This window comes from Marinococcus tarijensis (genome assembly GCF_054971385.1).
Map to the genome: position 1 here is coordinate 1 of NZ_JBQOJA010000056.1, position 7967 is coordinate 7967.

General features: G+C 35.7%; 8 protein-coding genes. 5 read left to right on the forward strand and 3 right to left on the reverse strand.

All coding sequences use genetic code 11. The annotated features are described in order from the left end of the window. Nucleotides 1-648: 648 nt before the first annotated feature. Nucleotides 649-1818: a replication initiation protein gene (locus ACTTK7_RS16765; RefSeq protein ID WP_079473968.1), complete on the forward strand. Its 1170-nt coding sequence runs from the start codon at nucleotides 649-651 to the stop codon at nucleotides 1816-1818. Nucleotides 1819-1938: 120 nt separating this feature from the next. Here ACTTK7_RS16765 and ACTTK7_RS16770 read toward each other — a convergent pair whose 3' ends face one another. The 3 genes from ACTTK7_RS16770 to ACTTK7_RS16780 form a co-directional block, all read right to left on the reverse strand. After that, nucleotides 1939-2310 (reverse strand): hypothetical protein, encoded by a 372-nt coding sequence (locus ACTTK7_RS16770; RefSeq protein WP_079473969.1) that lies wholly within the window; start codon nucleotides 2308-2310, stop codon nucleotides 1939-1941. Continuing rightward, nucleotides 2282-3067, reverse strand: coding sequence for a ParA family protein (locus tag ACTTK7_RS16775; protein WP_462869245.1), 786 nt, complete (start codon nucleotides 3065-3067; stop codon nucleotides 2282-2284). The genes ACTTK7_RS16770 and ACTTK7_RS16775 overlap by 29 nt, the downstream gene beginning before the upstream one ends. A gap of 218 nt (nucleotides 3068-3285) precedes the next feature. Next, complete coding sequence (locus tag ACTTK7_RS16780; RefSeq protein ID WP_022795260.1) at nucleotides 3286-3438, reverse strand: ribbon-helix-helix domain-containing protein; 153 nt, start codon at nucleotides 3436-3438, stop codon at nucleotides 3286-3288. A gap of 462 nt (nucleotides 3439-3900) precedes the next feature. Between ACTTK7_RS16780 and ACTTK7_RS16785 the strand changes: the two genes are divergently transcribed. Genes ACTTK7_RS16785 through ACTTK7_RS16800 form a run of 4 tightly spaced genes read left to right on the forward strand, consistent with a single transcriptional unit; the run spans nucleotide 3901 to nucleotide 7857 of the window. Next, entirely contained in the window at nucleotides 3901-4911 is a 1011-nt protein-coding gene (locus ACTTK7_RS16785; RefSeq protein WP_462869246.1) for a helix-turn-helix domain-containing protein, read from the forward strand. A 49-nt stretch (nucleotides 4912-4960) separates the two neighbouring features. After that, nucleotides 4961-5923 carry an alpha/beta hydrolase family protein gene (locus tag ACTTK7_RS16790; RefSeq protein WP_462869247.1) on the forward strand — a complete coding sequence of 321 codons (963 nt, stop codon included), beginning with the start codon at nucleotides 4961-4963 and terminating at the stop codon, nucleotides 5921-5923. A gap of 1 nt (nucleotide 5924) precedes the next feature. After that, nucleotides 5925-7292 (forward strand): sensor histidine kinase, encoded by a 1368-nt coding sequence (locus ACTTK7_RS16795; RefSeq protein WP_462869249.1) that lies wholly within the window; start codon nucleotides 5925-5927, stop codon nucleotides 7290-7292. Beyond that, complete coding sequence (locus ACTTK7_RS16800; protein ID WP_462869250.1) at nucleotides 7264-7857, forward strand: response regulator transcription factor; 594 nt, start codon at nucleotides 7264-7266, stop codon at nucleotides 7855-7857. Before ACTTK7_RS16795 ends, ACTTK7_RS16800 begins: the two co-directional genes overlap by 29 nt. The last annotated feature ends 110 nt before the right edge of the window (nucleotides 7858-7967 follow it).

The window sequence follows — 7967 nt, forward strand, 5'->3', positions numbered from 1 at the left end:
GTGAGCAATATCTGTAGTAAAATCATTCATAGGGAAGTCCTCTTTTCTGTGAATGTGGTCGGCTAACTTCATTCTACGAGAAAAGGACTTCCTTTTTTCGTGTTCGCTCGTTTACACAAAATATTTTACGCTCTCTCAACATTTATACTATGTCCATTATTACTGAAACATTTACGTAAATGTAATAATAAATTTAAACATTTATAACTTTTAAACTCCTCAATATGTAATAGTTAAAGACATATAATTCACAAAAGTACACTCCTTTTTTTGTAATAGTTGAACTCCCCAATATGTAATAGTTACTCCTCGATGTGTAATAGTTCACTCCCCTAATTGTAATAGTTCACTCCTCAATGTGTAATAGTTCGACTCCCTTAATTGTAATAGTTCACTCCCCAATGTGTAATAGTTCACTCCTCAATGTGTAATAGTTCAAAATTGAAACCCTTGATATTAGGGGCTTACAGAGCTCTCTAATTATTAATCATTGTAATTTAGTTGTTAAACAAATAAACGATGTAAACAACAAGGTGAAAAATTAAATAATGTTGTTCCATCGAATAACTATTACAAAAAGAGGAGTAGACAGAAGAGATAAGCAGTAATTATAATTAACTTACTAATAACTGGGAGGAGTGAAGCGGCATGGTGAGTGAACAGATGGATTTACCCGGAGTCTCTGAAATATCGCCTGAGCATACAGTCACACAGTCCAACGATCTCATCATGTCCCGCCAGGATCTCACTATTCAAGAACGCCGGATCATTTATGCCTTTGCTTCGTTAATACATAAAGAAGATAACGATTTTAAAATACACAGAGTAAAAGTAAAAGATATCGCCGATATTCTCGGTATTCAGACCAAAAACTATTACCGAAAAGTACAGAATATCGTGCTCGGGTTGCAACAAAAAGGCGCATATATCCAGAAAGAAAAATCGGAATTATACGTAAATTGGGTAGCATCAAGCGAATATTTTCATGGTCAAGGATGCGTAGAGCTCGAATTTTCTCAAAAAATGAAACCTTACTTATTAGAACTAAAACAACGCTTTACGCCATTCAAATTAAGAAACGTCCTTCGTTTGCGAAGCGAGTATTCGATGCGGATGTACGAGTTATTAAAAAAAGACGAATTTCGCCACCAGGTGAGTTACTCCATCCCAGAACTCCGGCAGCTATTAAATATCGAAGAAGGAAAATATGAACCATATGCCAATTTCAAAAATCGCATTCTTAAAAAAGCCCAAGAGGAATTAGAAAATTACACGGATTTAACGTTTTCGTATGTAGAAATCAAAGAAGGAAGAAAGGTAGCAGCTTTAACGTTTGCCATCCAACCCAATGACAAATACGTCGAAAATGTAATAGAAGAGAACGATAACAACGAAATCATTCAGTTGCTCACCACATATGGAATTGATGAAAAACAAGCAAAAAAACTTTTGATAGAGCATGAAAAAGATAAAGTTATTCGAAACATCGAACACATTGCTTCTCAAAATGAAACCCAATTTCATAATTTAGCCGGGGCATTAATAGATGCCATACGGAGAGATTATGCAGCCAGCCAAGCACTCCCCTTCGAATCATCAATTACTGATATTGAATACGGAGAGAAAAGCCTTCCAGAACCTAAAAAGGCAGAACTAATTGTAAAAGATCTTATCAAAAAGTATTCAGGAAATAATTCAGGCCCGATTCCGAATTGGATGGTTGAAGATGAATTAGAACAACGATTAAATGAAGAAGGGTATTCTAATGATGAGCTCGAGACTATTAAAAATCATTGGCTACCTTATTTAACAAAATAAATTATTAAGAAAGGCGTTCGGTATATTAATTGCTGAACGCCTTTCTCATGCTTAAATACGAATCGTTGAAAAAACAATAACGTAAACTGAAACATTTCAGTTTACGTTATTGTTTACGTTTTATCTGTTTTGTTTTATTTCTTTAATCAAGTTTTCTAAAGCGTAATTGATAGCTTGCGTTTTAAAGCCTTTGCCTTGGCCTTCTGCAAGGCGGTTAAATTCCTCAAGCAGATCTTTTCGAATTAAAAATGTTCCTCGTTTATGGGTGTCCTCAACCTTTTCCTTTTTTTGACCAAAGTTAGACCAGAAGGTTTCCTCTGAATTTTCTTTATCGTCAGAGGTGTCGTTTTGCTCCCCACTTACTTCGTCTTTATCCGACGTCTCTTGGTCATCAAAAAACATATTAGCTGGAGAAGGTCTTTGTTTGCGCTTTGTCATGTTTTCTAGTACTTTATCTGATCCTTTATTGGTTTGTTTTTTCGCTTCTGACACGATCCATCAACTCCTTTACAAATGATTTATGATAACTGAATGCCTGATTGGATTCCGAGTTATTGACGAGACCATAAATAGGAAGTCGTCCTGTTGTCGCTCGTCGGTGAATAACCGTATCAAAAACATAGTTCGGATACTCGTTTTCAATTAATTGAATCATTGCCTGGGAATCCACTCGCTTAGCATCAGCAAGTGTTCGCAGAATACCTGCAATTTCAAGGTCTGGATTGAGCCGTTCTTTAGTTGTCAAAACAGTATCAATAAAGCGAGGGACAGCTGAATAACAAAATTTACTGGTTTCGAACATAATCACTACGTGCGTAGAGGTACTTAGTGCATTGATCGTCTGCTCTGAAAGAGCGGGAGGGGTATCGATAATGATAAAATCATAAAACTTATGTACGGGCTCAAGAGTGCGATGTAATGCAAGGGAACGGTTGCCATCATACTCCTGGTACAAAAACTGGCCAATGGTCGCCAAGTAATCGTCAGAAGGAAGTAGATGCAGGTTCTCGCTGATTCCTTTGATATATGGCCTGGCATCTTGCTCTTTGATTGCTTCTAAAACTGTTTCATTTTCAAATTCGGATAGGTCATCAATACCAGATATAAACTGTGTTAGATTGCCTTGGGAGTCCATATCTACACAAAGTACTTTGTAACCTGCTTCAGATAGCAGATAGGCAGTAACTCCAGATGTTAATGTTTTTCCTACGCCGCCTTTTTGTATGCCAAATGTGATCGTTGTCGTCATCGTGTCACCCCGCTTATGTAATTGTTTCTATTAAAAGTATACATAATATAAAATGTAAATGCCATAGTTTATTGAAATTTAAATGTATTCATAAACTTAAAAGTTTATGTTTCAGTTTAATGAAACATAATAGTATATTATTCAATAACGAACTTGATTACTAAATAAAAGAGTATCTAAGCTTTTTATAGAATCAAGGAGTTAGATACTCACTTCTTTTATTTGTTTTTGTCTTTCTCAGATTGCTCCAATGCATATTGCAATAGGTAAATAATGGCTTGGGTACGAGTTTGAAATCCCTTATCTTGTTTAAATTTATCAATTCGATCTAATAATTCTTTAGGGTATCGCATATTTACAATTTGGGACAAAAGAAATTCCTCCTGCTTATTGTGTATCTTTTTAATACACGTTACAATTACTGTATATTATTATAATATACGATTATTCTCAACGAAACAATTTTTAAATTTCTAATTCCTACAATTTTTCTTATTAGTAGGGGCTTATAAAGAAAGGAACTTATTGCTATTATTAGGAAATATATTAGTAAGTGAAGCTTCGATGAGACGTTTTATAAAAAATAATACATGAAAAAATCTCTGCTCATAGTATCCGGTTTGGCCGCCTAGGTACTATAAACAGAGATCTCTCTAAAAACATCTTGAAATTTAGCGTATCATAGAGATGAAAAATTTTGAACCTTTTGCTAAATTTTATATACTGTTTTTCAAAGTTTGTCATGAATAAATGTAAGAGAAGAACCTATACTTGCATTTTATTTCTCTTTCTAGGGAGTCTCTAGCAGGGATATCTAGAAGGAGGAATTTTGCATGGATACAGTAATTCAATTTGAGGGCACTATTTATGAAAATGGTTATGGACTAATAGCTCAAAGAGTTATGCGTGATAAAACACTTCCAAAACAATCAAAACTTATTTATTCTTATATGTGCTCGTTTGCTGGCACAAATGGGGATGGTGAAAGGACAGCCTTCCCTAGTGTCAGTCTGCAATGCGATGAATTAGGGATGTCAGAAGATACGTATTATAAGTGGCGTAAATACTTAGTTGATCGCGGGTATATTCGTATTACACGGCAACGTAAAGAAGGGGCAAAATTTGATCGAAATATATACTCTATTTTAGCTGTTCCAGTAGAGTCTAAAAAGGAAGAAAGTAACCCGTACCAGAAAATTTCGGATACGGATCCACACCCTAAAAAACCGAGTACGGTTAATCCAAGTACCGATAATTTGGGTACTAACAGTAATAACTCAAACAATAATAGCTTTAATAAAAAGAAACAAAAAGAAACGAATTTTAAAGATTTTTCTCCCGAACAAAAATATAATGATAAAGAAAAGAATAAAGAAGAACTGTTAAAAGCTAGTTTAAAATCTGTACTCCCAAATAAAATCTTTTATGCGTTAGATAATTTTAGTGACTCTTATCAAGAATTATATGAGTGGATTGGCATTTTATTTAGATCGAAAAATCAAGTAGAAAAAGATAATGATCAATTAATTTTATTAGAGAATTATGAAGAAACCTTCTTCATAATTCTTCAAAACGCGATTAGAAATATAAAAACCAATGCTAAAGTTAATAAACCTAGCGATTACTTGTTTATCACGATCAAAAGTGAAATAGAAAAGCATATAGCTTCTCAAACAAGGCTGGACGCTATTAAGAATAAAGGAATGAATCAAGACGGGGGAACAGAAACATCTTTATTTGCCGACGAAAATTCTTTAACTTTAGATACGGATAACAATTCAAATTTAGAAATAGAGAAAGCACATTTCAAGGCAATGTTGGCTGAAAGACGAGAAAATAAATAATCAGCTATTCTTTAATTAGATTTAATACTTAGTTAGGATGATTGAAATCATGATAGCAAAATGGATCGATAAATATGCTTTAAATCAACTTCACAAAGTCAAAAGTGAAAATTATCAATATGCTCCTCCTAATCGAGTGCCGAGTCAAGAAGAACGAGAACAGTTTTATGCTGCGGCCGATCTTGATCTTTCATTTAACCTTCTTCCAAGCAAAAATTATTTAGAGGGCACATTTCAAGCTCAAAGTGCGATCAGAGCAGAGCATAAAGAGAATCAAATTTTGTCTGGAGAAGCGTATATTCAACATGTGTCGGCTTCTAACATTGTCTTTGTCCACGGATGGCGAGCAGATTCACATGATCGTACAAAAAGTATTTTTCACAAGACGTTTCAAAAGCAAGGATGGAATATGTTTTATTATTGTATGCCATATCACTTAGAACGAGAGCCTGAAGCTTCCTCGTATAGTGGAGAAATGATGATTTCTGCTAATATTGCTCGAACAATTGATACAGTCCAGCAGACCATTCAAGAACTACGAGGTCTAATAAAGTGGCTGAAAACGTATTATGGGGGGCCAGTCATTGTCGTTGGAATTAGTTTAGGTGGATTTATTTCTAATTTATTAGCTACATTGGAAGAAGAGATTGATGCTCTAATTTCTGTTTTCTATGCTAATCGTATGTCATACGCTATTTATCACACGCCGGCTGGCAAGTACATCAAACAGGATTTGAAAGATCATGGGGTAGAGTACGAAAATTTAGCGGAGTATTGGCGTATCATTGATCCAAGCGAAGCAACACCTAAAATATCTCAAGATAACATTTTACTTATGAGTGCAAAGCATGACCAATACGTAAGTAATCAGGATGCAAATAAATTATGGGAAACCTGGGGGCGACCGGCACGTTCGATATACAACAGCGGTCATGCAGGATTTGTTTTTAAAAAACGGGCTATTGCGAAAGAAACCAAGGCATTTATTCAAAAATCTTTAGGACCTCAATAACATGGTAGTACTAGTTATTTTGCTTTGGCTCATGGCATTGGTGTTAATCGCTGTTTATCCATATAGTGAGACGACACGATGGGCTGCTTCGATCGGATTTGGTGGGGGAGCTGGTGGCTTGGCCAGTGTATTAGGAGCAGGTACAGATCGGCCAAGCTATATTCTTATTGCCGATAGTATTTTGAGCTCGGTGGGCCACTTTTGGACACCGGTAGCTGTTTTAATGTTTGCGCTTATCTATAGTGGCATACTTCAAAACCAAAAAACGAAAAGAACATGGATCATTCTTTTTCTATTGCCTGCTATAAGTATGTTGTTCACGACTGAAATTTATCCTGATTTTTTACTGAATCATCAATTTTTTGCCGTGTGGGTTACTCCTTATGTTTTAGTTTGTAACGGTTTGCTTGTTTACACTGCATGGAAAGAGACAAGATTATCGATTAAAAAACAAAAAATATTAACAGCTATTATTATCGTTCCCATTCTTTCTTTTGCGCTTGTAACAAATATCCTTTTAGAAGCTATGAATATTTCAGGCATGTGGCGATACAATACCTATATTATTGGATTTCAATTCATATTGTTTTGTGTATTTGTTGTTAAATATGGATTTCTCGGTGTTCAAGTGCAATTTGTACAGCAGTCGCGCAGTGTGCAAGCACAGAAATCCGGTACTTCCTTATTTAATCACGCAATTAAAAATGAAGTAAGCAAATTAGATTTAATGGTCAAGCAATTTAATCAGGATTTACTATCAGAAAGTCAGCGAGAAAACCTCCACATGATGCAGCAAACCACCCAGCATTTGCGTGAACTATCACAAAGAGTACAAAGCAAATTGGATATTATTGAACTACGTCGAGAGAATTTCGATCCGCATCTTTTAATTAAGGCTGCTCAAAGAGAACTTTTGTTAGCAGACGAAAATATCGAGATCCATACTCACATTCGTTCTAAACATTCGTTTTATGGCGATCCTATTCATATTCAGGAAGTCATTAATAATATTGTAAAGAATGCCAAGGAAGCACTGAGAGGAAATGGAGATATAAGTATCGATGTGTACGAGGCGAGAAAGTATATGGTGCTAGATATTACAGACAATGGCCCAGGCATGGATAAAATAGAAAGCCAACGAGTAATGGATCCGTTTTATTCGAAAAAACAGCAGACGGAAAGCTATGGTTTAGGGCTAACTTATTGCTTCAATATTATGCAGCAGCATGGTGGAGATATTACAGTTCAAAGCCAGAAAAACCGTGGAAGTACCTTTTCGTTATGGTTTCCAAAGCCCAAACATGCCTGGTTTTCCCCGGACCCAAGTAGGAGGTATAATAATGCCCCAAATACGAATAGCTATCATTGAAGACGATCCTATATGGTCCAAGCTGCTCTCGGAATATTTAGAGCAACAAGGAGGAATGCACGTCTCAGAGATAGCCATGAATTATGAAGAAGCATTGGCCATAGATACAAATCGAATAGATGTTGCTTTAATTGATCTATCTTTAAACAAGGAGCAAGAGGAATTACAAGGATTAAAACTTACGAAAACATATCGAGAACGATCTTTTAATCATGCAATTGTCCTAACCTCGTGGGATGATGAAGAAACGATAGACGAAGCCTTCCAAGCTGGAGCGGTAAATTACATTACAAAAAATTCTTATGAAGATTTACCACTCATGATCCAAAGTGTTTATGCAGGCAAACCTCTCATTCACGGGGATTCAGCACAAACGTTATTGAAATCCTATCGTCAAGAAAAGGATATGCGTGATCTGACGCCTCCAGAGAAGGAAGTTTATACTCTTCACAAGAAAGGATGCACAAAAAGAGATATTGCCCAAAAGCTTATTAAATCGCCTGAGACAATAAAAATGCAACTCCGAGAGGCAAAGAAAAAGGTTAAAAAAGCCAAAAGTTTTTGATGATCTCAATACAGTTAGTAAGCGACTAGAACGAAAGGGGCTGTCCCAAAATTCGAATGATAGCTCTTTTAAGCGGAAGCTGGAGATGTTTCTCCGGCTTCTTTTTTCGT